Genomic DNA, 23,353 nt, shown 5'->3' on the forward strand with positions numbered 1-23,353 from the left:
GGGCCTTCAGTCACGGCGGCGCGACTATCGCCAGCCGGCAGCGCGCGCTGCGCGTTCCTGCTGCGCATTGAAGACATCGCCGCGCAAACGCGCATCGACTGCGTCCTGCACCGCACCCGGCATGCTGCTCGCTGCCTGGCGCAGGTCGCCGCTCCCGGACGGCGCCATCACGCTGAGCACCGGCAGTGTCCAACCCGTCTGTTCGTGGCAAGCCAGGCCGGCGCGTGCCGGTGCCGCGCGCAACACGAAGGTGCGGCAGATGTGTCCTTCCGCGCTGCGGAAGCTGAGGCCGATGGCGACTGGCGCCTGCGCGTCCGGCTCGCTGGCCAGCGACTCGTCCAGCGCATGGTTCAAGGCACCTGCGGCGAAGGTCTGGCCACCGTGCATGCGCACGAGATCGTCATGGGATCGCCAACTCCACAAGGCCACGGCGATCAATGCCACCGATGCGGCCAGCGCGGCCCCGGGCAGGAACCAGCGGCGACCGCTGGCGCCGCGGCGCGTCGATCCGGCGCGCGGGGCGATCGGTGTCACCGTGGCCGGTCGCGGCTGCAACATCGCGGAAAGATGCGCGGGCACCGCTTCATCGAGCACCGCATCGAAGGTGGTGCGCAACCGGTCGTTCACCTCGCGCATCCGCTGCACGCGTACGGCAAGCGCGGCGTCATGGGCCAGCACGGCGTCGACTTGCGCGGCGGCCTCGGCATCGATTTCGCCGTCCACGTAGGCCTGCAGGATATCGTCGTCGATCGGAGTCATGCTTCTTTCCCAAGATGGGCCTGCAACGTTGAGCGGGCGCGAGCCAGACGGCTGGTGACGGTGCCCACCGGCACTTCCAGCAGCTCGGCAGCCTCGCCGTACGACATGCCCTCGACCAGCACCAGGGCTACCACTTCGCGATGGTCCGGTGGCAACGCCGCCAGCGCCATCGCCAGTTCCAGCCGTTGCGCGGGCTGGGCGTTGCCGCTGTCCACGGCCATCTCACCAGCTTCCTCCGGCGCGAACAGATGCTGCGACCGGCCACGCGCACGCAGCTCGTCCCGCCAGGCGTTGCGCGCAATCGCGAACACCCACTTGTCCAGCGGGGCATCCGGCCGCCACTGTGCAGAGCGGGCCAGGGCGCGTTCCAGCACGATCTGCACCAGGTCGTCGGCATCGGCCACCTGGCCCGCCAGTGCACGCGCCAGGCGACGCAGGCGCGGCAACAGCGGGATCAGTCCTTCGCGTACGGCGTCGCTCGAATTCACGCATCACCTTCCACTACGTCCGCCGGGGAGGATTCCTTCCCTCGTGCGCAGCGGCGCGGTTCGAGGGCGTAAAGCGGGGCCATGCTAGCATCCGGCCCGGTTGTTCCCGAGGCCGTTGGCCATGCCCTTGCGCCGTCCGTCCGCCCTGCTCTTTTCGTTGTTGACCATCGCGTCTTTTCTGGTCGGCGCGACATCGGTGCAGGCACAGCTGCTGGGCCCCGTGCAGCACCTGCCCGACCTGCAGGCACCCGGCGCGGGCCTGCCGCCCGTGCTTTCCACACCACCCTTGCTCAGCATGGACGACCTGCTGCGCGGGTCGCTGTCGCTCACCCGAAAACTGCAGATCGACGTGCTGCGCCGAAGCGAGTCGAGGCGCGTCGATGTCGATCCCCAGGGCGCGCCGATCCTGCGCGGCGAATTCCTCGCGACGGGCTTGTTCGGTGCGCCACTGGACGCGGTGCGGGCGCTGGGGTTCAGCGTGGATCGCGCGACGCCGGCCGACGCGACGCTGGGGCTGGATTTCGTGGTCCTGCACGACACGCGTGCACGCAGCACCGCCCGGGCCATGCGCGCCCTGCGGCAGGCTGCACCGGATGCCGCGTTCACCTACCAGCATCTCTACCTGCCCGCGGGCACCGATGACGTTGCCGCTGCGGCGACCTCGGCGACACCATCGTCGAACGCTCCGCCGCAGCGCGTCGGGCTGATCGATGGCGGCGTCGATCCGTCCGATCCTGCGCTGGTGCGCGCACGCATCGAGCGGCACGGCTGCAGCGCGGCGAATCCGTCGCGGCATGGCACCGCGGTCGCCGCGCGCCTCGTCGCCGGTGACCCGGACACGCTGTACGCCGCCGACCTGTGGTGCGGCGACGCGGTCGGCGGTGCCACGTCGAACCTGGTGGACGCGCTCGCCTGGATGGCGCGCGAGCACGTGGCGGTCATCAACATCAGCCTGGTCGGCCCGGACAACCCGGTGCTGGCGCAGGCGGTGCGCGCGATGATCGCGCGTGGCCACGTGCTGGTCAGCGCGGTCGGCAACGACGGACCCGCGGCGCCGCCGCTGTTCCCAGCGGCGTACCCGGACGTGATCGGCGTCAGCGGCGTCGACGCGCGCGACCGCGTGCTGCCCGAATCCGGCAGTGGCGACCAGGTGGATTTCTGCGCATCCGGCGTGCTGGGCAGTGGCCGCAACGCGCTGCGCGGCACCTCGTTCGCGGCACCGATCGTGGCGCGCAAGGCCGCACAATGGCTGGACGCGCCCCGTGCCGGCGCCGCCGCCGACGTGCAACGGCACCTGGCCGGCGAAGCGCGCGATCTCGGCCCTGCGGGACGCGATCCACGCTATGGCAACGGGCTGCTCTCGCCCTGAACCTGAATCAACGCCGACCGCCGGTCGGCAGGGAAGGATCGACGAGGCACGAACGTAGTGGATGGTGGAAGCCGCGGATTCGCCGCCGGCAGGAGATCCACCATGCGCAGCACGCCTCTCCATCGCAACGCTCTCACCACCGCCCTGTTCGCCGGTGCGTTCGCCCTTGCCGCGATCATCCCGGCGCATGCCCAGGTTCTGGGCGGCGGATCGCTCACCGGCGGCATCACGGGCGGGCTCGGCAGCCCGGTCAGTTCCACCATGAGCCGCATCGGCGGCCAGATGAGCGGCTCCGCACAAGGCATGGGCAACCTCCAGGCGCCCGACATCAATCAGGCCGCCGCGGCACGACGGGCCGAACGCCTGCGTCGCCACGCCGCCGCCACCGCGACATCGGCGAAGGACGCGGCAACGGGCGCTGGCCAGTCGTTGAACGGCCAGGCCGGCACGGACACGGTCGTCGGCCTCACCGGAGCCGCGGGTGCGAACGCCGGCAACGGCGACGCGGCACTGAATGGCACGGGCAACCTGGCTGCATCGGGAGCCGGCACCGCCGATGCCTCGGGCATGCGTCATGCCGTGACGGGCACGGCAGCCGACACCGTCGGCCAATCGCGTTCAGCCGTCTCGACGGCCAAAAGCGGCGCCCGCGGGGCACTGAACCAGGTACAGAACGCCGCCGGCAATGCATCCGCCAACGCCGAAGGCAAGGCTGATGGTTGGGCCACCACCGGACTCAGCACAGCCCGGCAAGCCACTGCCACCGCCGCCCAATCGGCCCGCACCGCCGGCTCGCTCGGCACCGACGCGAGCGGCCGCGCATCGCAGGCCACCTCGAGCGGCGCAAACGCCACGCCCCAGCCGTCGGGCCATGCCGCCACACCGTCGCCGGCTCCGCTGTCGCCGACCTACAACGCCGTGAGCAGCGCGGAGGACAAATCGATCGACCTGTCCGGCTCGGGCAACGCCAGCGGCAGCGGCAACGCAGGCGCCAGCTCGACCTCCGGCAATCACGGCTCCGCCCATGCCAACGGCGCAGCCGGCGGCCACGCCAGCGCACACGGTTCGGCCCGTGACGGCGTCAGCACGTCCGCGCAAGCCGACGGACACGCCGGCGCCAGCGCGAACGCGCAGCAGCACTAAGTCAGCCGCTGGAAAGCAGGAGCCTCCGTCCGGGGGCTCCTGCATCGGTGCACACAAAGAAAAGCCCCGAATCCGGGGCTTCTCGTGGCACCCCTCGATGGGGCTACTCCTCCGGCGCCGGTTGCATTTTCTCCAGCACATCCTCGAACTCGGCAATCGTCGACTCCAGCGCGCCATGCAGCTTGTTTTGCTGATCCATCAGTTCCGCAATCCGGTCCGCCTGCTTCAGCTTCGACAACTCGCCGTCGTACAACAACCACGATGCGGTCAGCGCCTCCACATTGTTCCTGGAGTAATGCCGCATCTCCTTCAACTGCGCCAGCGTGTCGCCGATGTGGTCGAGCGGCGTCTTGGGATGTTCGTCGGACATGAGGCGTCTCCTGGTGCGGTTGATCGCTGCAACCACCGTAGTGCGGCAGGTGCGAAGCCCAGGTCAACATGATGAAAAGCCCCGCCGGAGCGGGGCCTTCCTGTCGTGGCAGAGCGTGTTCCTACAACGTTGCGTCAGAGCTTGCGCCAGTGATCCGGGATGCGCTTGTCCGACAGATGGCGAACACGCGCGACATGCAATGGACGGTCGGCATGGTGACCCTGCGCCCAGGTGATGGCGGCCGCCTGAGTAGTGGTCGTGTGCAGCGGATTGGCAGAGTGCGCTTCTTCAACGCAGTAGTGCGCCACCCCGTGCTCCACGATGAACAGACTTTGATTCATGACTTTGGCTCCCGGTGAAAACTGGCACGCGGCCAGTGCGCTTGACCGCACCTTGTCCGATGGTCGGACAGGTTCGTGATCAGGCCAGTACGGGCCCAGTCGGTGCCGGATCGCTCGCCGGTGCAGGATTGCGCGGCCCGCGGGCAAAACGGGCTGCCAGCGCCTTGCGCGCCTCGTCCAGCCCCTGCCCCTTGCCAGCCACCTTCAGCACCGCGTAACCCTCCAGCGCATTGGTCATCAGGTCGCTGCCCACCGCCATCTCGGTATCGACGCCGCGCTGATGCAGCTTGCCCAGCCGCACCAGGCGCGGGCGCAACGCATCCAGCGTGGCGATGTCGCGCTGGTAGCCTTCCAGATCGAAATTACGGGGCAGCACGCCGGGATTGTCGGCGAACACGTGGCCGGCCTGCCGGCAGAACGCCTCGGACTTGTCTCCCATCTTGGTCAGCCCGTGCCGCTGGTCCGGCGTCAGCGCGATCAGCGAGGCCAGGCCCGTTTCCAGCGCGGTCAGGGCATTGTCGATGGCCGTCAGTGCATCGGCGTTGAAGTCGATATCGATCAGATTCTGGGACATGTTCACTCCTTTGAATGAGTTGCGGATAAGCCAGCTTCGTTGGCCGGCGCGGCAGCGTAACGTGCGCATCACCCGCCACCCACGCGTTACCCGTAGGCAGGAAAAGAGGCATGGCGTAAGCCTCCACCGCAGCTGCTCGCGAGGACATCCCACGCATCAGTACGACCCAACCGACACGCACGCGGAGAACCCGTCGTTCCGCCGAAAAGGAGCCAAGCGCCGACATCAGAGACCCAAGTGCGACCGGAAAAGACCCTCGCGCCGACGAAAGAGAGCCACGCACGGCTCTGTCGAGTCTCGCGCTCCGCCGAAAAAGAGTCTCGGCCCGATGAAAAAGACCCGGGCTCCGAGGAAGATGAGCGGCGTGTGGCGCTGGAGAGCGCCAAGCGTGGGTCTTTTAGTCCCGCGCTTTGGGCTGAAAGAGTGGCGCCTGGGATGGGAGAAAGTCGCGAGTGGCTCTTTTACGCTGAAGTGACGTTCTTTTCGCCAGAGGGGAGCCACATTTCGACGCAGCAGGGCTCTGTTTTTCTTGGCGCAGGCCCCACTCGCCTTGCAACGGCTGTCCATTACTGGGTTAATCGCCTTCTGCCGACAGCCTGCAGGGGGCACGGATGACACCAGAGGCGAAAGCGCGGCAGACCATCGACCAGAAGCTCGTGGCGGCGGGCTGGGTCGTGCAGGACATGAAAGAGCTGAACCTGGGCGCCGCTTCCGGCGTCGCCGTGCGCGAATACCCCACCGACACCGGCCCCGCCGACTACCTGCTGTTCGTGGATCGCGAGCCGGTCGGCGTGATCGAGGCCAAGCGCGACGAGGCCGGCGAAAACCTCACCGCGCACGAAGCACAAACCGAACGCTACGCCAGTGCCAGGCTGAAATGGCGCAAGGACAGCCCGCCCCTGCGTTTCCTCTACGAGGGCACCGGCCAGATCATCCACTTCACCGACGGCGCCGACCCACGTCCGCGCGCCCGCGAGCTGTTCCATTTCTTCCGGCCGCAGACGCTTGCCACCTGGGCTACCCAGCCGGACACCCTGCGCCGTCGCCTCGCCGAACAAATGCCCGCCCTGCCCGAGCGCAACCTGCGCGCATGCCAGGTCAGTGCCGTCACTGGGCTGGAGAAGTCGTTGGCGCTGGCCAAGCCGCGAGCGCTGGTGCACATGGCCACCGGCGCCGGCAAGACCTTCACCGCGATCACCGCGGCCTACCGCCTGCTCAAGTTCGGCGGTGCCAAACGCATCCTGTTCCTGGTCGACACACGCAACCTCGGCAAGCAGGCGCATCAGGAATTCATGGCATACACGCCGCCGGACGACGGCCGCAAGTTCACCGAGCTGTACAACGTGCAGCGCCTGTCCAGCAGCCGCATCGACCCGCACGCGCAGGTATGCATCAGCACCATCCAGCGCATGTACTCCATCCTTTCCGGCGATCCGATCGACGATTCGGCCGAAGACGTCTCGTTGGCCGAGCTGCCCGACGCCGGCCCGCACAAGCTGGTGCGCTACAACCCCGCGGTGCCGATCGAGCAGTTCGACTTCATCGTCATCGACGAGTGCCACCGCAGCATCTACAACCTGTGGAAGCAGGTGCTGGATTACTTCGACGCCTTCCTGATCGGCCTCACCGCCACGCCGGACAACCGCACCTACGGCTTCTTCAACCAGAACGTGGTGGCCGAGTACAGCTACGAGCAATCCGTGCTCGACGGCGTCAACGTCGGCTATGACGTGTACGAAATCGAAACCGAGATCACCCGCGCCGGCGCCGAGCTGAAGGCGAAGGAATGGGTCGATCACCGCGATCGCCAGACCCGCGCCAAACGCTGGGCACAGACCGAGGACGACACCGCCTACGCCAATACCGACCTCGACCGCTCGGTGGTCAACCCGAACCAGATCCGCCAGGTGATCCAGGAAATGAAGACGGCGGTGGAAACCCGCATCTACCCGCACCGCACCGAAGTACCCAAGACCCTGATCTTCGCCAAGACCGACAGCCACGCCGACGACATCATCAGGACCGTGCGCGAGGTCTACGGTGAGGGCAACGCGTTCTGCAAGAAAGTCACCTACAAGGCCGACGAAGACCCGGACACCATCCTGTCCAACTTCCGCAACGAGTATTACCCGCGCATCGCCGTCACCGTCGACATGATCGCCACCGGCACCGACGTGAAGCCGCTGGAAGTGCTGCTGTTCATGCGCGACGTGCGCAGCCGCGGCTACTACGAGCAGATGAAAGGCCGCGGCGTGCGCAGCCTCGATGCCGAATCGCTGAAGAAAGTCAGCAACAGCGCCGACAGCGCCAAGACCCACTTCGTGCTGATTGACGCCGTAGGCGTGGAAAAATCGCTGAAGACCGAAAGCCGTCCGCTGGAAAAGAAGCCCGGCGCCACGCTCGACCAGTTGCTGAAAAGCATTGCCGTCGGCGGCGCCGACGACGACACCGTGCTCAGCCTCGGCAACCGGCTGGTGCGCCTGGCCAAGCAACTGGACGACAAGGCGCTAGCGCGGATCAAGCAAACGTCTGGCGGCATTGCACTCAACGACCTCGCCCGCGGTCTGGTCAGCGCACTCGACCCCGACCTTGTCGTGGCCGATGCGCTGGACACCGCCCAGGCCGCCGGCATCACCCGCAGCGCTGACACGCTCACCGCCGACGAACTCGCTGCCGCCCGCCACCAGCGCGTGCTGGCGGCCTGCCAGCCGTTCGACGATCCCAGGCTGCGCGACCTGATCGAGTCCGCCCGCCGCGAACGCGAGCAACTGATCGACCACATCAACCCCGACCAGGTCACCTTCAGCGGCTTCAGCGCGCAGGCCGAAGCACATGCCACGGCCACCGTGCAGGCGTTCGCCGACTACCTGCGCGAGCACCGCAACGAGATCGCCGCGCTGGATTTCTTCTACCAGCAGCCCTACCAGCGCCGGCAGCTCACCTTCGCCATGATCGAAGACCTGCACGACGCGCTGTCGCGTCCGCCGCTGATGCTCACCACCGAGCGGCTGTGGAGCGCCTACGCCCGCGTGCAGGCCAGCAAGGTCAAGGGCGCCGACACCCGCCGCCAGCTCACCGACCTGGTCGCGCTGGTGCGCTTCGCGCTCGGCCTGGACGACGAGCTGCGCCCGTTCGCCGACAGCGTCGACAAACGTTTCCAGGAGTGGATCTTCCGTCACAATGCGCAGCGCGCCACAGCGTTCACCCCCGAACAGACCGAGTGGCTGCGGCTGATCAAGGACCACATCGCGTCCAGCTGCTCGATCAGCCGCGAGGATTTCGACTACGCGCAGCTGGCCGACAAGGGCGGCCTACAGAAGGCGTGGAACGTGTTTGGCGAGCAGCTCGATGGGCTGCTTCAGGAAATGAATGAGGAGTTGGTGGCTTGAGTGAGCTTGCAGTAGGCAACGGCAATGAGTTGCCTGATTCCTGGACGACGGCGGCACTTGAAGACGTCGCCACGCTGAGCCCGAGATTCAGCGCCATGGATATTGACGCTACCGATCTCGTCCATTTCGTACCGATGGCTGCCGTTGCCGAAAATTTCGGTGGGATCGATGTTTCGCAACTTCGCCCATACGGTGACGTTCGCAAGGGCTACACGTCTTTTTCCGAAAGCGACGTGCTGTTTGCCAAGATCACCCCATGCATGGAAAACGGCAAAGGTGCGCTCGTTCCGCATCTCCCGCATAAGCATGCTTTCGGTTCGACTGAGTTTCACGTACTCCGTCCCGAAGGCGCGGTGCTGCCGAAGTGGCTGGCTCACTACTTGTCCCAACCGGATTTCCGCCAAGTGGCACGCCAGAATATGGCCGGTACCGCAGGGCAACTTCGCGTCCCGACCAAATGGTTGGCTATCGCTGGCATTCCCGTTCCACCATTGGCCGAGCAAACCCGCATCGTCGAAAAGCTCGAAGAGCTGCTGTCCGACCTCGATGCCGCCGTTGCCGAGCTGAAGGCCGCGCAGCGCAAGCTCGCGCAGTACCGCCAGTCGCTGCTAAAGGCGGCGGTGGAAGGCGCCCTCACCGCTGGCTGGCGCGCCGCCCGCCACAGTTACGACCATCCCCCACGGCCGTCATCCCCGCGAAAGGGGGGATCCACTGGATTGGCTTACCAGGGCGTCATGGATTCGCGCTTTCGCGGGAATGACGGCCAAAGCGAAACCGGCGCCGACTTGCTGCGACGCATCCTCACCGAACGCCGCACCCGCTGGGAAACCAGACAACTCGCCAAGTTTGCCGAGCAAGGCAAGACCCCACCCAAAAACTGGCAAACCAAGTACCCCGAGCCCGCCGCACCCGACACCATTGACCCACATCACCTGCCTCATGGGTGGGCGTGGGCAACAGTTGGCCAATTGAGTCTGGAGCAGCGATACGGTTCATCCGCAAAGACCGGCGAAAGCGCCGATGGTGTGCCGGTCTTGCGCATGGGCAACATCCAAGACGGCGAACTCGAGCTGTCTCGCTTGAAATATTTGCCGCAGGAGCATCACGAATTCCCTGACCTTTTCCTGGAAGATGGCGAGCTTCTTTTCAACCGCACTAACAGCCCTGAGTTGGTTGGCAAAACGGCGGTGTATCGCTCGCAAGTCACACCGTGCTCGTATGCCTCCTACCTGATATCCGTGAAGCTCTCCCCCAGATGTCTCCCAGAATTTGTCGCTGCCTACATCAATTCGGTGCACGGTCGGCACTGGATCAAATCAGTAGTCACGCAGCAAGTTGGGCAGGCGAACGTCAATGGCTCAAAGCTCGCCGCCTTGGCTGTGCCATTGCCTCCAGAAGATGAGCAGCGAGAAATTGTGAAACAACTGCTTGATCAACTCGGCTCCGCCACTGAGCAAGCCGCAGAAATTGAGCGCTCGCTGATGCAATCCGCCGCCCAACGCAAAAACATCCTCAAAGCCGCCTTCGCCGGCCAATTGGTGCCGCAAGACCCCAACGACGAACCCGCCAGCGTGCTGCTGGAGCGGATCCGCGCCGGACGCACCCTGGCTGGCACGATTAAGGGTCGTTCCGGACGAAAAAACGCGGGGAGTCCGTGACTACCTGATCCGGTGGTATGCACATGCATGCCTCCATTCGAAGCGAGACTAGCTACCAAGGGAAGGAGTGACGTCATGACAATCGCATCAATCGAAGTAGTGAAAGCTGCAGAGCTTCAAAGGGCTCTGGCAGATGCTCAGGGAGAGATCGTTGCAGATGTTAAGCTGACTCCAGCCGCGATACCTTCCGGCGGAGCTTTGGGCCTACTGGATGTATTCGTTGAGGGCCTCCCTGCGGGGACCGAATTGCAAACCGGCTTTCTTATTCAATCCAGGAATCCGGATGTTCTGAACATCGATGCGCTGATCTTTCAAGAAGACGGCTCCGACATCGTTCAGTTCGGCTTTGTCGACAACATGATCAGAGCTGGTGACCTTGCAGGATTTGCCCCTAGCCCCGTTGCTGGCGAAGGCGGTCTGTATACGTTGGGCTTTCTCCCCGCTGGCGAAAAGAACCAAGGTCAGGCGTTACACGCATCGGGCCTGAAGAGCTGGATTCCCCATGCTGCGTTGAAAATTGGCCGCAAGCTGGCGATGGACGCTATCAAGACGATTGCCCATGCGGTCGAACAGAAGGCAAAGCCGAATCCGGGGTTCGTAGCTATGAGTTCTGGCTATACGGCCAGAGCCAATGACGCGCAGCTCAATGCAGCCAACGGACAACGCGTGTTGCTTTTCGTGCACGGAATCTTCAGCTCCATCGAAGGCGGTTTCCATGCGCTGGGAGATTCGGGCCAGAACAGCACACTGAAAACGCTGCTCGATCGCTACAAGGGCAACGTGTTCGGTTATGACCACTGGACAATAAGCAAGACACCGCTGGAAAACGCGGTGGCATTGTTGGAAGCCATTCCTTCGAATGCCAACTGGAAGGTTGATCTGGTTTGCCACAGCCGTGGCGGCTTGATCACGCGCGCGTTGTTTGCCAACCCCGCCGACAACTCCGTATTGCAAATTGAGGAACTCCGCAAAATCCAGAAGCTCAGGCAAGATCGTATTGCCAATGTCGGTGAGGTGATCTTTGTTGCCGGCGCAAACCAAGGTTCGCCACTCGCCAACCCTGATCAGTTGCAAAAATTCCTCAAGATCGCCGGCGTCCTAGCCTCAAAGAGTCACTGCTTCGCACTTGATGTAGTTATCGGCTTGCTTCGCACACTGATATCAGCTGCCTACGACATACCCAGCGTCGTACAACTCGACGACAAGAGATCTCAGCTGATTGCTGATCTCAACGCCATCAACACCGTCATAGGTGCCAACCATGCGTATGGCGTGCGGGCCAATTTCGACTGTGCTGGATGGACATGGAAGGAAGCGGAAACGTTGGTGGAAAAATGGTTGATGCCAGAACTCAACGACCTCGTAGTGCCCTATACAGGCGTGGCAAGCAACCCTTTCATTCCGGAAGGTGATCATCTGTACGATTTTGATCAGAATGCCAGTCAGTCGAAGGTCTGGCACACCAACTACTTTGAGCAACCGCAAACGCATGAGTTCTTGTTAAAACATTTGAGTGGCGAACCCTGATCCAGCAGCACCACTGAAGATCGGCGTGGGCCAGCTATCTGAAAGCTCGCCCACGCCAAAACAATCATCAACACCAGACTTTCAACGGAAAATCGCTTCGCATGAACAGCAACACCCTCGTCCAGAAGATCTGGAATTTCTGCAACACGCTGCGCGACGACGGCGTGGGCTATGGCGACTATCTGGAGCAGCTGACCTACCTGCTGTTCCTGAAGCTGGCGCACGAATACTCGCTGCCGCCACACAACCGCGACACTCGCGTACCACGCAGCTGCGACTGGGCCAGCCTGCGCGACAAGACCGGCGAGCCGCTGGAGGCGCACTACATCAAGCTGCTGCACAAGCTCGGCGAGGAGCCGGGCATGCTCGGCGCGATCTTCTTCAAGGCGCAGAACAAGATCCAGGACCCGGCCAAGCTGGCGCGGCTGGTACAAATGATCGACGCGGAGAACTGGCTCAGCCTGGAAACCGACGTCAAGGGCGACCTCTACGAAGGCCTGTTGCAGAAGAATGCCGAGGACACCAAGAGCGGCGCCGGCCAGTACTTCACCCCGCGCCCATTGATCCAGGCGATGGTGGAATGCGTGCAGCCGGAGCCGAAGAAAACCGTGGGCGATCCAGCCTGTGGCACGGGAGGTTTCTTCCTAGGCGTACACGAATGGCTGACTCGCAAGGACAGCCACCTCAATCCTTCGCAGGCCAGGTTCCTGCGCCACGAGACTTTCTACGGCAACGAGATCGTCGCCAGCACGCGCCGCATGTGCCTGATGAACTTGTTCCTGCACAATATCGGCGAGCTGGATGGTGCGCCCGCCGTGGAACGCTCCGATGCACTCGTCTCGGAACCCCGCGTTCTGGTGGACTACGTGCTGGCCAACCCGCCCTTCGGCAAGAAGAGCAGCATGACCATCACCAACGAGGACGGCGAGGAAGATCGCGACGCGCTGACCTACGAGCGCCAAGATTTCTGGCAGACCACCTCGAACAAGCAGCTCAACTTCCTGCAGCACATCGTCTCGATGCTCAAGACCACCGGCCAGGCCGCCGTGGTGCTGCCGGACAACGTGCTGTTCGAAGGTGGCGCCGGCGAAAAGATTCGCCGGAAGCTGCTGGAAACCTGCGACGTCCACACCCTGCTGCGCCTGCCCACCGGCATCTTCTACGCGCAGGGCGTGAAGGCGAACGTGGTGTTCTTCGACGCCAAGCCCAAAGACGGCAAGGTGCACACCAAGGGCGTGTGGATCTACGACCTGCGCACCAACAAGCACTTCACCCTGAAAACCCGCCCGCTCAAGCGCGACGACCTGCAGGACTTCATCGACTGCTACCACCCGGCCAACCGCCAGCGGCGCAAGGAAACCGAGCGTTTCAAATACTTCGACTACAAGACGCTCGTCGCCCGCGACAAGGCCAGCCTCGACATCTTCTGGCTAAAAGACGACAGCCTCGACAACCTCGATGACCTGCCCGCCCCGGACATACTGGCGCAGGAGATCGTGGAGCATCTGGAGGCGGCGCTGGCCTCGTTCCGGGACGTGGCGGCGGCGCTGCCGCGAAGTGGTGAACAGTGAGTGAGGCTATTTTCGGCCTGCAATTGCCGACATTTGGGACATTGAAGACAGTTCGCAGACATCACGGGCCCGATATCAAACTGTCTAGACTCATCGCATCAAACTTGGGGAAATAGATGAGCATCGAATTTGGCGTATGGCGTGTTGACGGTGATACCCCTCAACGCTTGGCATTGCAGGGAAACGACCAGGAGAAGCAGCTCAAAGAATGGCTGATTCAGGACCTTGGCATCATCGCGCCGGACCTCCTTCTGATCGGCTCAGAGGTGGTCACTTTCGACAAAGAGCGCATCGATCTACTGGCAATTGATCGCGGTGGGAAACTGTATGTAATTGAGCTCAAGCGCAACCTGGCACGGCGTGATGTGGTTGCCCAGGTACTCGATTATGGAGCCTGGATTGCCGAACAAGAGCTGGTAGACCTCGCCTCAGTGTTCGAGAGACACAATCCCGGCAAGACGCTCGGCGGTGCGTTTCATGCTCGATTCGGTGAAGCGTTGCCCGACGAGTTGGATACAGCACACGAGCTCTGGATTGTTTGTGCTGGCATGGACTCGCGAACGGAAGCCGTATGCCGCTATTTGGCTGACCACTACGAGCTTCCGATCAACGCCGTATTTGTTCACTTGATGCGAGATGGTGACCGGACATATCTGGCGCGAGCTTGGCTCCGTGATCCCACCCAGCCCCCCGTAGGCGTTAACGAAGCCTTGAGCACGAATCGGGAGTTTTACGCCAACTTCGGCGAGTACGATGAGCGATCCTGGGATGAAGCCCGCAAATACGGCTTCATCTCTGCGGGCGGTGGCCGGTGGTACTCGCGCACACTCAACCTGCTAAAACCGGGGGATCGGGTCTGGGTACGAGTCCCACGCCAGGGCTACGTTGGTGTCGGGCTGGTCGTCGCAAAGGCCGAGCCGGTCGACGACTTCATGGTCGACGAAGGCGGCCAAGAACGGCGGCTCGTGGATGTGGCGCCCGTTATCGCTCGCGCTAGTCGTTACAGCGACGATCCGGAAACCGCTGAGTATGTCGTACGCATCGATTGGATGAAGACCGTGCCGTTATCCGAGGCATTCGATATGCCAGGCTTCTTCGCTCAACAAAATACCGTCGCCCGCCCCCGAGCCGAGTCCTGGGTAAAGACCATAACTCGCTTGAAGGAGCACTTCGGCATCAAGGGGTGAGCGGGCGGTCCCTCGATTCGAGCAGAATTCAACTCCTAGGTTGAAAGTTTCCAAATCAACCTAGGAATTGAATGCCCATCGCTCCGCACCGTCGACAGATGGATGATCTCCATAAATCAAAAAAGCCCCGCATCGCGGGGCTTTTTTGTGTCACGTCATCGCCACCGCTCAAGCGAACGGATCATCCAGGCTGATCGTGTCATCGCGATCCGCACCGGTGGCGACCAACGCCAGCTTGCAACCCGACAGCTCCTCGACCGCACGCAGGTACGCACGCGCCGCCGGCGGCAGCTTGTTCCATTCGCGGATGCCGGCGGTGGATTCCTGCCAACCAGGGAATTCCAGGTAGACCGGCTTGCACTCGTCCCAGCCGTCGGCGTCGAGCGGGGCCAGTTCGCGGCGTTTGCCCCGGTATTCGTAGGCTATGCAGACCTTGATGGTTTCCAGGCCGTCGAGCACGTCGAGCTTGGTGATGGCCAGGCCGTTGATGCCGTTGATCTGCGTGGCGCGCTTCAGCGCGACCAGGTCGATCCAGCCACAGCGGCGCGGGCGACCGGTGCTGGCGCCGAATTCGTTGCCAACCTTGCGCAGGCGCTCGCCCATCTCGTCGTGCAGCTCGGTGGGGAACGGGCCGCTCCCGACGCGGGTGGCGTAGGCCTTGCAGATGCCCAGCACGTAGTCGATGTCGCGCGCGCCCACGCCGGTGCCGGCCAGCGCGCCGCCGATGGTGGTGTTGGACGAGGTGACGTAGGGATAGGTGCCGTGGTCGATGTCAAGCAGCGCGCCCTGGGCGCCCTCGTACAGGATGTTGCCGCCTTCGGCGCGCACGTCGTGCAGGATGGTGGCGACGTCGTCGACCAGCGGACGGATGTACTCGCCCCAGGCCAGCGCGTCGTCGAGAACCTTCTGGTAGTCGACCGGCTCGACCTTCAGCCACTGGGTGAGGATGAAGTTGTGGTAGTCGACCGCGGTCTTGATCAGCGCCGGCAGCTCGTGCGGGTACATCAGGTCGGCCACGCGCACGCTGCGGCGGGCGACCTTGTCCTCGTAGGCCGGGCCGATGCCGCGGCCGGTGGTGCCGATGGCCTTGCCGCCGGCAGCGATCTCGCGCGCTTTGTCCACCGCGATGTGGTACGGCATGATCAGCGGGGTGGCCGGGCTGATCTTGAGGCGCGAGCGCACTTCGACGCCGTTGGCCTCGAGCTCGGCGATCTCGCTGATCAGCGCCTCGGGGGACAGCACCACGCCGTTGCCGATCAGGCACAGCGCGTCGTCGCGCAGGATGCCCGAGGGGATCAGGTGCAGCACGGTCTTCTTGCCCTTGATCACCAGCGTGTGGCCGGCGTTGTGGCCGCCCTGGAAGCGCGCCACCGCGCTGACCCGCTCGGTCAGCAGGTCGACGATCTTGCCCTTGCCTTCGTCGCCCCACTGGGCTCCGAGGATGACTACTGACTTGCCCATTGCATTACTCCGGGAGGTTTCGATCAGGTTTTGCGCCGCCGGGATGAGGCTGCGCGTATCAATGAAAAATCTGCAGCAGCACCAGTCCGGCCACCATCGCGCCGGCGCCGATCAGACGCAAGCTGCGCGGCGGCAGTTTCAGCGCCTCGCGCATCATTGCCTGCCAGCCGCGCGGCGCCGCGAACAGCATGAGTCCCTCGATCACCAGCACCAGGCACAACGCGGCACCCAGCTGGCGCATCGGCCGCGACTCAGCGCTTGGAGCTGGACTGTTCGAAGTAGCGCAGGAACTCGTCGTCGGGCTTCAGGATCATCACGCCCTTGCCATCCTCGAACGAACTGCGGTACGCCGACAGGCTGCGATAGAAGCTGAAGAACTCCGGATCCTGGTTGTAGGCCTGCGCATAGATGGTGGCCGCCTGGGCGTCACCCTCGCCGCGGATCTTGGCCGCATCGCGCTGGGCATCGGCACGCAGCACCTGGCCCTGGCGGTCGGCGTCGGCCTGGATCGTCTCGGCCGATTCCTGGCCGGTGAAGCGCAGTTCGTTGGCCAGCTGCAGGCGCTCGGCGCGCATGCGCTTGTACACCGATTCGCTGACCTCGTTGGGCAGGTCGATGCGCTTGATGCGCACGTCGACCACGGCGATGCCGAGGTTCTTGCGCGCCGACGCGTCGGTCTGTGCGCGCACGCGTTCGGTGATGTCCTTGCGGCCGCCGGAGATCAGGTCGGGCAAGGTACGGGCGTTGAACTCGAAGCGCAGCGCGTCCTTCACGATCGGGGTCAGCCGCTGCGCGGCCTGCAGCTGGTCGCCGCCGGTGGCGCGGTAGTAGGCGGCGTTGTCGGCGACGCGCCACTTCACGTAGAAGTCGACGTTGACGCTCTTCTTCTCGGAGGTGAAGTAACGCTCCGGCGGCGCGTCCAGCGACAGGATGCGTTTGTCGAAGTTCATCACCTGCTGGATCACCGGCAGCTTGAAATGCAGGCCGGGCTGGTAGTCGGTGCGCACGATGCGACCGAACTGCAGCAACAGGGCGCTGTGCCCTTCGCTGACCACGAACATGCTGTTGATGCCCAGCAGGGCGACCAGCACGGCGAGGACGATGGAGCCGATCTTCATCATGGCTGCGCTCCCTTGCTGGCCGCATCGCTGCTGGCGGGTGCGACCACCGTGCCCACCACCGCCGATTCGGGCGAGGTGGTCGTGGCGCCGCCCTGCAGCGTCGGCAGGTTGATGATGTTGCGACCGCCAGAGCCGTCGATCACCTTCGGGTTCTTCGCCATCACCTGTTCCATCGTTTCCAGCCACAGCCGCTTGCGGGTCACTTCCGGCGCGGCCTTGTATTCCTTCAGCAGCAGGTCGAAGCGTGCCGCGTCACCCTGGGCGCGGGCGATGCGCTCGGCCTTGTAGCCGGCCGCTTCGGCCGCGATGCGGGCGGCGTCGCCGCGGGCCACGGGCACCACCTTGCTGGCGTAGGCCAGGGCGCCGTTCTCGATGCTCTGCTTGTCTTCGCGGGCGTTGTTGACGTCGTCGAAGGCGTCCTTCACCTCGTTCGGCGGCGCCACGTTCTGGAAGCTGACCTCGGTGACGCGCAGGCCGGAGTCGTAGCCGTCCAGCGTTTTCTGCAGCGCCTGCTGCGCCTGGGTGACCAGGCTGGCGCCGGCGGCGGACAGGATCTGGTCCATGTCGCTGCCGCCGATCACCGAACGCACGGCGGCCTCGGCCGCGGCGCTGATGGTGCCGTCGGGGTCGTTCAGCGAGAACAGGTATTTGCGCGAGTCGTCCACCTGGTACTGCACGGTGAAGTCGATCGTGATGATGTTCTCGTCGCGGGTCAGCATGGCCACCTTGTCGGTGACCGAGCGGATGCGGGTGGCCTCGACCTTGTTCACCGACTCGATCGGCTGCGGCAGCTTCAGGTGGAAGCCCGGCGCCAGGGTGCGCGAATACTGGCCGAACCGCAGCACCACGCCCTGCTGGCGCGCGCCGATGATGGTGTAGCTGCTGAACAGCAGGCCGACCACCAGCAGCACCACGATGCCGGTGAGGATGCTGCCCGGCCCCTGCCCCATCTTGCCGACGCGGTTCCTGGCCTTGTTCAGCAGGTCATCCACCGGCGACTTGCCGCCCTGGCGGTTTCTGTTCCACGGATCTTTTTGCCCGTTGTTGCCGGGTTCATTCCATGCCACGAGTCAGTCTCCTTTGGGGACGTCCGGGGGCCGGCAACCACGGTCGAAACACGTGTTGCACCGGGTTGCATTGAGATTCAGCCGAGGCTGTCGAAAGTCCTGTGCGAGCCGCCTTTCGCGACCGCGCAAACATCGGGGATTCTATCAGAGCGCGCCCGTCGCCGCGCGCCGGGAACGGCGTCATTCCGCCACGGCCAGCAGTTCCTGCAGCAGTTTCGCCTCGGCCGGATCGCCGCCGCCAAGCGGGGCGATGACACTGCGCGGGGCGTCGATGTGCAGCTGCCAGCCATGTTCGTCGATCGACTCGCCGCTGATGGCGCCCGCCGCCTTGAGCCGCGCATGCAGGCGCCCGGCCGACAGCGGCAGGTGCAGCGGCGAGCGTACCCGCTCGCCGCCCAGCAGCTCGCCCAGCGCCTGGCGCAGCAGGTCGAGGCCGACGCCGTTGGCGGCGGACAGCCAGACCCGCACCGGCTTGCCGCTGGCATCGCGTTCGATCCGCGGCTCGGCACCGGCCAGGTCGATCTTGTTCATCACCCGCAGTTGCGGCACGTCACCGGCGTCGATTTCCTCCAGCACGTTGTCGACCACCCGATGCAGCCGCTCACGCTCCTCGTCGGCGGCGTCGCTGACGTGCAGCAGCAGGTCGGCATCGCGGGCCTCGGCCAGGGTGGCGCGGAAGGCGGCGACCAGGTCATGCGGCAGTTCGCGGATGAAGCCCACCGTGTCCGCGATCACAGCCGGTCCGCAACTGAGATCCTCCAGCTTGCGCACGGTGGGATCGAGGGTGGCGAACAGCAGGTCGGCGGCGAACACGTCACCGGTGGTCAGCGCGTTGAACAGGGTCGACTTGCCGGCGTTGGTGTAGCCGACCAGGGCCACCCGCGGCACCGTGTTGCGCAGACGCGCACGGCGCTGCTGGCCGCGCTGGACCTGGACCTTTTCCAGGCGTTTGGTGAGCTGCTTGACCCGCTCGCCGAGCAGGCGGCGGTCGGTCTCCAGCTGGGTTTCGCCGGGACCGCGGTTGCCGATGGCGCCGCCGCGCTGGGCGTCCAGATGGGTCCAGCCGCGCACCAGGCGGGTGGCCAGGTGCTTCAATTGGGCCAGTTCCACTTCCAGCTTGCCCTCGTGCGAACGGGCGCGCTGGGCGAAGATGTCGAGGATCAGCCCGGCGCGATCGACCACGCGCACGCCCAGGTGCTTTTCGAGGTTGCGTTCCTGCACCGGGGTCAGCAGGTGATCGACCAGCACCAGGTCGGCGTCCAGCGCACGCGCCGCCTCGGCGACCTCGTTGGCCTTGCCGCTGCCGATGTAGTAACGGGGGTTGGGATCTTCGACGCGGGCGCTGATCACGGCGAGCACCTCGGCGCCGGCGGACTTCACCAGTTCGGCGAACTCCTCCGCACGGCGTGCCGTGTCGCCCTCGCCACGCGAATGCGGCAGGACGAGGACGGCACGATCGCCTTTCTTTTGACGGTCAAACACGAGTGGGCGTGATCCTTCGGGAGCAAACCTTCTTCATGCGGGCTGACCGCCGCTGTATCAAGCGTCGGCGTCGGTGCCGCCCGAGGCATCTGCCGGATGGTCGTGGCCATCGTGGCCGTCATGACCATTGCCGATGCGCACATTGCGACTGGGCACCACGGTGGAAATGGCGTGCTTGTAGACCATCTGGCTGACCTGGTTGCGCAGCAGCACCACGAACTGGTCGAACGACTCGACGGTCCCCTGCAGCTTGATGCCATTGACCAGGTAGATGGCCACCGGCACCCGTTCGCGCCGCAAAGCATTCAAAAATGGATCCTGCAACGATTGCCCCTTGGACATTTCTTGTTCTCCCCTTGCACCAAACAGACCGGAGAAAAAACGCCAGTGGCGCCCCGGCCCAACATGACTCGATGTTAACTGCTTTCAAATGCTTGATGAAAGAAGATTTTTGCGCCCCGCAAGTGCGTGGCGTCACATTGGCGGCACGGGCTCTGCCGGGGGATCGACAAACAGCTGCACTGCGCCGGCAACGCGCGTCGCCAGGCCGGCCTGATCGGGCTCGAACAGGCGTGCGCCGTGATCGCTGCGCAGCCAGGTGATCTGGCGCTTGGCCAGCTGGCGGGTGGCGAAGATGGCCCGATCGCGGAACTCCGCGGCGTCGCTGCGGCCATCCAGGTGTTCCCACGCCTGCCGATAGCCGACGGCGCGGATCGCCGGCAGGTCGGCATCGAGATCGCCCCGGACACGCAACGCGCGCACCTCGTCGAGGAAGCCTTTGGCCAGCATGGCGTCGAACCGCTGCGCGATGCGCTGGTGCAGCAGCTGCCGGTCGGCCGGCAGCAGCGCGATCTTCAATACCCGCCACGGGAATACCGCGCCCGCCCCGCCCCGCTGCAACTCGGACAGTGGACGGCCGGCCAGTTCGAACACTTCCAGCGCACGCTGCAGGCGCTGGGTGTCGTTGCTGTCGATGCGGCTTGCCGCGACCGGATCGACCTGGGCCAACCGCGCATGCAGCGCCGGCCAGCCGGACTGCGCCGCTTCGGCGCCCAGCCGCGCCCGCGTGGCCGGATCGGCCTCGGGCAGGTCGGACAGGCCGAACTGCAACGCGCGGAAATACAACCCGGTGCCGCCGACCAGCAGGGGCACCCGGCCCCGCGCGCTGATCCGCTCCATCACCGGCACCGCATCGGCACAAAAATCCGCGGCCGAGTACGGTTGCGCCGGATCACGGATGTCGACGAGCGCGTGGGGATAACGTGCCAGCGTCGCCGGATCGGGCTTGGCCGTGCCGATATCCATGCCGCGGTAGACCAGGGCCGAATCGACACTGACCAGGTCCAGCGGGAAACGCTCGCTCAATTCGCACGCCAGGGCGGTCTTGCCCGAGGCGGTGGGGCCCATCAGGAAGATGGCGAGGGGACGGTGATCGACGGGCATGGCGCTAGTTTAGAGGCTGCCGCAATGCAAAAGGCCCGCGTCGATGACGCGGGCCCGGTACTTGCGCGAACCAGCGGGTTACTTCGCCGGCACGCCCATTTCCTTCAGCAGGTTGTCGGCGTGGTCGAGGTGATGCATCACCCACAGCATGTAGCGCACGTCGACCTGGATCGAACGGTTGAGCTCGGGATTGAACAGCCAGTCACCGCTCACCGATTCCCAGTTGCCGTCGAACGCGAGGCCGACCAGCTGGCCATTCGCGTCCATCGCCGGCGAACCGGAGTTGCCGCCGGTGATGTCCAGGTCGGCCAGGAAGTTCACCGGCAGCGTGCCCAGCTTCGGCGACGCATAGCTGTCGAACGCCCTGGCCTTGATCGCATCGAGTTCGGCCTTCGGCGCATCGAACGGTTCTGCGCCAGTGTACTTCTCGACGATGCCCTGGGCCGTGGTGAACGGCGCGTAGCTGACGCCATCACGCGGCGCCACGCCCTGCACGTTGCCGAAGGTGACGCGCAGCGAGCTGTTCGCATCCGGGTACACCGGCAGCTTCTGCGAATCCTTCCAGGCGATCATGGCCTGCATGTAGCGCGGGCGCAGCTTGCTCATCTCGCCGTCGCGGGCGTCGCCTTCGTCTTCCAGCGCCTTCAGCTGCGGCTGCACCGCGCGGGCGAGCCTGAGCATGCTGTCGCTGCTGGCGTCGATCGCCTTGCTGTCGGCAGCGAACCACTTCATGCGCTCGTCAACGTTGCCGAGCTTGCTGCCGGCATACAGCGCGGCAACTTTCTGCTTGAGCTGGGTTTCGGTCTTCGCGCCACCCAGCCACGCGTCGAGCGCGGGCAGCCGCTGCGCCTGCGGCAACGCCACGTAGCGCGTGAGGCCGTAGACCATGAACTGCTGGTCGACGCCCGGATCGAAGCGGCGATCCATCTGCTTCAGGCCGCCTTCGATGCGCACCCAGTCGCGCTGCTGGTAACCGGCATCGCGTTCGAGGTCGGCCTTCGGCCGCTCCTTCGCCAGATGGGTCAGGCGCACCGCCGTGCTGAACATCGACGCGCGGGTCACCAGGCCGATGGCCAGGTCACGATCGCGGGTGGCCTGGTTGGCGGCGATCTGCTGGCGCAGCTTGCCGATGTCCGCCGCCAGCGCGGCGTTTTCCGCGCCGCCCTGCTGCTTCAGCCAGGTTTCCAATGCCGCTTCCTGGGTGCGCTTGACCTCGACCGCGTCGGCACGACGCAGGCCTTCGAGCTGGCCGCCGAAGTTCTTCAGGTAGTTGTTGAGGCCGGCGACCATGCTGGCGTATTTCACCGCCACCTTCGGGTCAGCCTTGCCGGCGGTGTTGATGATGTTCAGCGTGTCCTCGTAGACCTTGATCTGGGTCGGGTACATCCAGTCGATTGAACTCTGCACCTCGTCGGCGAGGCGGTAACGATTGGTGCGGCCGGGATAGCCGACCACCATCACGTAGTCGCCCGCTTCCACCCCCTGCGGATTCACCTTGAGCACGTGCTTGGGCTGATACGGCACGTTGTCCTTCGAGAACGCGGCCGACTTGCCGTCCTTCGAGACGTAGGCGCGCAGGTAGCCGAAGTCGCCGGTGTGGCGCGGCCACATCCAGTTGTCGACGTCGCCGCCGAACTTGCCGATGGAATCCGGCGGCGCGTAAACCAGGCGCACGTCCTTGATCTCCAGTTGCTTGATCAACTGGTAGCTGTAGCCGCCATGGAAGGTGTAGACGTCGCAGCGATAGCCTTCGCTCTCGCAGGCCTTGACCTGTTCCTTGATCGCCAGCTCGATCGCCTTGTAGCGCTCGGCGCCGCTCATGTCGTCCGTGAGTTTGGCGGTGATCGCCTTGGTGACGTCGCGGATTTCCTCGGTGACGAAGATGCGCGAGGTGGGGCCGGCGGAGAGTTCTTCGGCCTTCGTCTTCGCCAGGAAACCCTTCTCGATCAGATTGTTCTCCGGCGTGGAGTTCAGCTGCAGCGCGCCGTAGACGCAGTGATGATTGCTCACCACCAGGCCTTCAGGTGACACGAACGAGGCGGTGCAGCCGCCCAGGCTCACGATCGCGCCCATCGGGTAGGCGGTAAGGTCGGTCAGGCTGGCCGGGTCCAGCTTCAGCCCATGTTGCTTCAGGGTGGCGGCGATTTTCGGCAACTGGGCGGGCTGCCACATGCCTTCGACGGCATGGGCGGTACCGGCGAGACCGGCGGTCAGCGCGGCAGCAAGCAGGACACGACGCATGGAGTACTCCTTGGGGGAATCGGGAAAGTGAGCCGAATCGCATTTTCTTGCGATCTGGCCGACCTTTATGCCGCAAACCCACCATTTACCGGTAGTGACTTTCGGCAGGGTGGGACCGCCTGCCACAGCCGGTCCCTCCGTGCCGCCATCTTCGGCGCCGGC

Annotated in this window: 20 protein-coding genes; 7 read left to right on the top strand and 13 right to left on the bottom strand. The window is 64.7% G+C overall.

The window, feature by feature from the left end:
* Positions 1-24 precede the first annotated feature (24 nt).
* Both ASD82_RS09385 and ASD82_RS09390 read right to left on the bottom strand, forming a co-directional pair.
* Complete coding sequence (locus ASD82_RS09385) at positions 25-759, bottom strand: hypothetical protein (protein ID WP_056717569.1); 735 nt, start codon at positions 757-759, stop codon at positions 25-27.
* Positions 756-1,247, bottom strand: a complete 492-nt coding sequence (locus tag ASD82_RS09390) for an RNA polymerase sigma factor (protein ID WP_056717570.1) — start codon at positions 1,245-1,247, stop codon at positions 756-758. The genes ASD82_RS09385 and ASD82_RS09390 overlap by 4 nt, the downstream gene beginning before the upstream one ends.
* Positions 1,248-1,368: 121 nt before the next feature.
* Here ASD82_RS09390 and ASD82_RS09395 point away from each other — a divergent pair, with 121 nt between their 5' ends.
* Entirely contained in the window at positions 1,369-2,616 is a 1,248-nt protein-coding gene (locus ASD82_RS09395) for a S8 family serine peptidase (protein ID WP_056717571.1), read from the top strand.
* A 102-nt stretch (positions 2,617-2,718) separates the two neighbouring features.
* The gene (locus ASD82_RS09400) at positions 2,719-3,759 is read left to right on the top strand and encodes a hypothetical protein (RefSeq protein WP_056717572.1); all 1,041 of its coding nucleotides are present in this window, start codon (positions 2,719-2,721) and stop codon (positions 3,757-3,759) included.
* A 103-nt stretch (positions 3,760-3,862) separates the two neighbouring features.
* On the opposite strand, the gene ASD82_RS09405 is transcribed toward ASD82_RS09400, so the two are convergent.
* From ASD82_RS09405 to ASD82_RS09415, 3 genes are all read right to left on the bottom strand, one after another.
* Positions 3,863-4,129, bottom strand: a complete 267-nt coding sequence (locus ASD82_RS09405) for a hypothetical protein (protein WP_056717573.1) — start codon at positions 4,127-4,129, stop codon at positions 3,863-3,865.
* A gap of 134 nt (positions 4,130-4,263) precedes the next feature.
* The gene (locus ASD82_RS09410; RefSeq protein ID WP_056717574.1) at positions 4,264-4,470 is read right to left on the bottom strand and encodes a hypothetical protein; all 207 of its coding nucleotides are present in this window, start codon (positions 4,468-4,470) and stop codon (positions 4,264-4,266) included.
* Positions 4,471-4,549: 79 nt separating this feature from the next.
* Positions 4,550-5,044 (bottom strand): hypothetical protein, encoded by a 495-nt coding sequence (locus ASD82_RS09415; RefSeq protein ID WP_056717575.1) that lies wholly within the window; start codon positions 5,042-5,044, stop codon positions 4,550-4,552.
* A gap of 611 nt (positions 5,045-5,655) precedes the next feature.
* On the opposite strand from ASD82_RS09415, the gene ASD82_RS09420 reads away from it, so the two are divergent.
* The 5 genes from ASD82_RS09420 to ASD82_RS09440 all read left to right on the top strand — a co-directional run bounded on the left by ASD82_RS09420 (position 5,656) and on the right by ASD82_RS09440 (position 14,376).
* On the top strand, positions 5,656-8,433 hold the full coding sequence (locus ASD82_RS09420) for a type I restriction-modification enzyme R subunit C-terminal domain-containing protein (protein ID WP_056717576.1): 2,778 nt from the start codon (positions 5,656-5,658) through the stop codon (positions 8,431-8,433).
* Positions 8,430-10,091, top strand: coding sequence for a restriction endonuclease subunit S (locus ASD82_RS17940; protein WP_200950267.1), 1,662 nt, complete (start codon positions 8,430-8,432; stop codon positions 10,089-10,091). The genes ASD82_RS09420 and ASD82_RS17940 overlap by 4 nt, the downstream gene beginning before the upstream one ends.
* Positions 10,092-10,166: 75 nt before the next feature.
* Positions 10,167-11,618 (top strand): hypothetical protein, encoded by a 1,452-nt coding sequence (locus ASD82_RS09430; protein ID WP_157599233.1) that lies wholly within the window; start codon positions 10,167-10,169, stop codon positions 11,616-11,618.
* A 101-nt stretch (positions 11,619-11,719) separates the two neighbouring features.
* Positions 11,720-13,189 carry a class I SAM-dependent DNA methyltransferase gene (locus ASD82_RS09435; RefSeq protein WP_056717579.1) on the top strand — a complete coding sequence of 490 codons (1,470 nt, stop codon included), beginning with the start codon at positions 11,720-11,722 and terminating at the stop codon, positions 13,187-13,189.
* 116 nt (positions 13,190-13,305) lie between these two features.
* Complete coding sequence (locus ASD82_RS09440) at positions 13,306-14,376, top strand: hypothetical protein (RefSeq protein WP_056717580.1); 1,071 nt, start codon at positions 13,306-13,308, stop codon at positions 14,374-14,376.
* Positions 14,377-14,544: 168 nt separating this feature from the next.
* Here ASD82_RS09440 and ASD82_RS09445 read toward each other — a convergent pair whose 3' ends face one another.
* The 8 genes from ASD82_RS09445 to ASD82_RS09480 all read right to left on the bottom strand — a co-directional run bounded on the left by ASD82_RS09445 (position 14,545) and on the right by ASD82_RS09480 (position 23,191).
* Positions 14,545-15,837, bottom strand: a complete 1,293-nt coding sequence (locus tag ASD82_RS09445; RefSeq protein ID WP_056717581.1) for an adenylosuccinate synthase — start codon at positions 15,835-15,837, stop codon at positions 14,545-14,547.
* A 58-nt stretch (positions 15,838-15,895) separates the two neighbouring features.
* Positions 15,896-16,078 carry a DUF2065 domain-containing protein gene (locus ASD82_RS09450; protein ID WP_056717582.1) on the bottom strand — a complete coding sequence of 61 codons (183 nt, stop codon included), beginning with the start codon at positions 16,076-16,078 and terminating at the stop codon, positions 15,896-15,898.
* A gap of 10 nt (positions 16,079-16,088) precedes the next feature.
* Positions 16,089-16,955, bottom strand: coding sequence for a protease modulator HflC (gene hflC / locus ASD82_RS09455; protein ID WP_056717583.1), 867 nt, complete (start codon positions 16,953-16,955; stop codon positions 16,089-16,091).
* Positions 16,955-18,025 carry an FtsH protease activity modulator HflK gene (gene hflK, locus ASD82_RS09460; RefSeq protein ID WP_056717584.1) on the bottom strand — a complete coding sequence of 357 codons (1,071 nt, stop codon included), beginning with the start codon at positions 18,023-18,025 and terminating at the stop codon, positions 16,955-16,957. The genes hflC and hflK overlap by 1 nt, the downstream gene beginning before the upstream one ends.
* Before the next feature lie 180 nt (positions 18,026-18,205).
* Positions 18,206-19,507: a ribosome rescue GTPase HflX gene (gene hflX / locus ASD82_RS09465; protein WP_056717585.1), complete on the bottom strand. Its 1,302-nt coding sequence runs from the start codon at positions 19,505-19,507 to the stop codon at positions 18,206-18,208.
* A 57-nt stretch (positions 19,508-19,564) separates the two neighbouring features.
* Complete coding sequence (hfq, locus tag ASD82_RS09470; protein ID WP_056717586.1) at positions 19,565-19,849, bottom strand: RNA chaperone Hfq; 285 nt, start codon at positions 19,847-19,849, stop codon at positions 19,565-19,567.
* Between the two features lie 132 nt (positions 19,850-19,981).
* Positions 19,982-20,950: a tRNA (adenosine(37)-N6)-dimethylallyltransferase MiaA gene (gene miaA, locus ASD82_RS09475; protein WP_056717587.1), complete on the bottom strand. Its 969-nt coding sequence runs from the start codon at positions 20,948-20,950 to the stop codon at positions 19,982-19,984.
* Positions 20,951-21,028: 78 nt separating this feature from the next.
* On the bottom strand, positions 21,029-23,191 hold the full coding sequence (locus tag ASD82_RS09480; RefSeq protein WP_056717588.1) for a S46 family peptidase: 2,163 nt from the start codon (positions 23,189-23,191) through the stop codon (positions 21,029-21,031).
* Between the last annotated feature and the right edge of the window lie 162 nt (positions 23,192-23,353).

This window comes from Rhodanobacter sp. Root179 (genome assembly GCF_001428465.1).
Taxonomy (GTDB): Bacteria; Pseudomonadota; Gammaproteobacteria; order Xanthomonadales; family Rhodanobacteraceae; genus Rhodanobacter.